This window comes from Streptococcus sp. 79, from assembly GCF_013277425.1.
Lineage (GTDB): Bacteria > Bacillota > Bacilli > Lactobacillales > Streptococcaceae > Streptococcus > Streptococcus pseudopneumoniae.
Map to the genome: position 1 here is coordinate 1 of NZ_VMMW01000072.1, position 725 is coordinate 725.

Annotated in this window: 1 protein-coding gene; it reads left to right on the top strand. The window is 38.3% G+C overall.

Annotated features, from left to right (window positions below; translation table 11 throughout):
• Positions 1-725: G5 domain-containing protein (locus HT729_RS09285; RefSeq protein ID WP_172931942.1), on the top strand; the 725-nt coding region annotated here is incomplete at both ends.

Below are 725 nucleotides of genomic sequence, written 5' to 3' on the forward strand. Positions count from 1 at the left end.
ATACAGTTATCAAAGTTCCTGCCAAGAGCAAGGTTGAAGAAGTTCTTGTTCCATTTGCTACTAAATATGAAGCAGATAATGACCTTTCTGCAGGACAGGAGCAAGAGATTACTCTAGGAAAGAATGGGAAAACAGTTACAACGATAACTTATGATGTAGATGGAAAGAGTGGACAAGTAACTGAGAGTACTTTAAGTCAAAAAGAAGACTCTCAAACAAGAGTTGTTAAAAAAGGAACCAAGCCCCAAGTTCTTGTCCAAGAAATTCCAATCGAAACAGAATATCTCGATGACTCAACTCTTGATAAAGGTCAAGAAATAGAAGAAGCAGGAGAAATTGGTGAAATTACGCTTACTACAATCTATACTGTAGATGAACGTGATGGAACAATTGAAGAAACTACTTCTCGTCAAATTACTAAAGAGATGGTAAAAAGACGTATAAGGAGAGGGACGAGAGAACCTGAAAAAGTTGTTGTTCCTGAGCAATCATCTATTCCTTCGTATCCTGTATCTGTTACATCTAACCAAGGAACAAACGCAGCAGTAGAATTAGCTAAACCAGTTGCTCCAACAACAGGTTGGAAACAAGAAAATGGTATGTGGTATTTTTATAATACTGATGGTTCCATGGCAACAGGTTGGGTACAAGTGAATGGTTCATGGTACTACCTCAACTCTAATGGTTCCATGGCAACAGGTTGGGTACAAGTGAATGGTTCATGG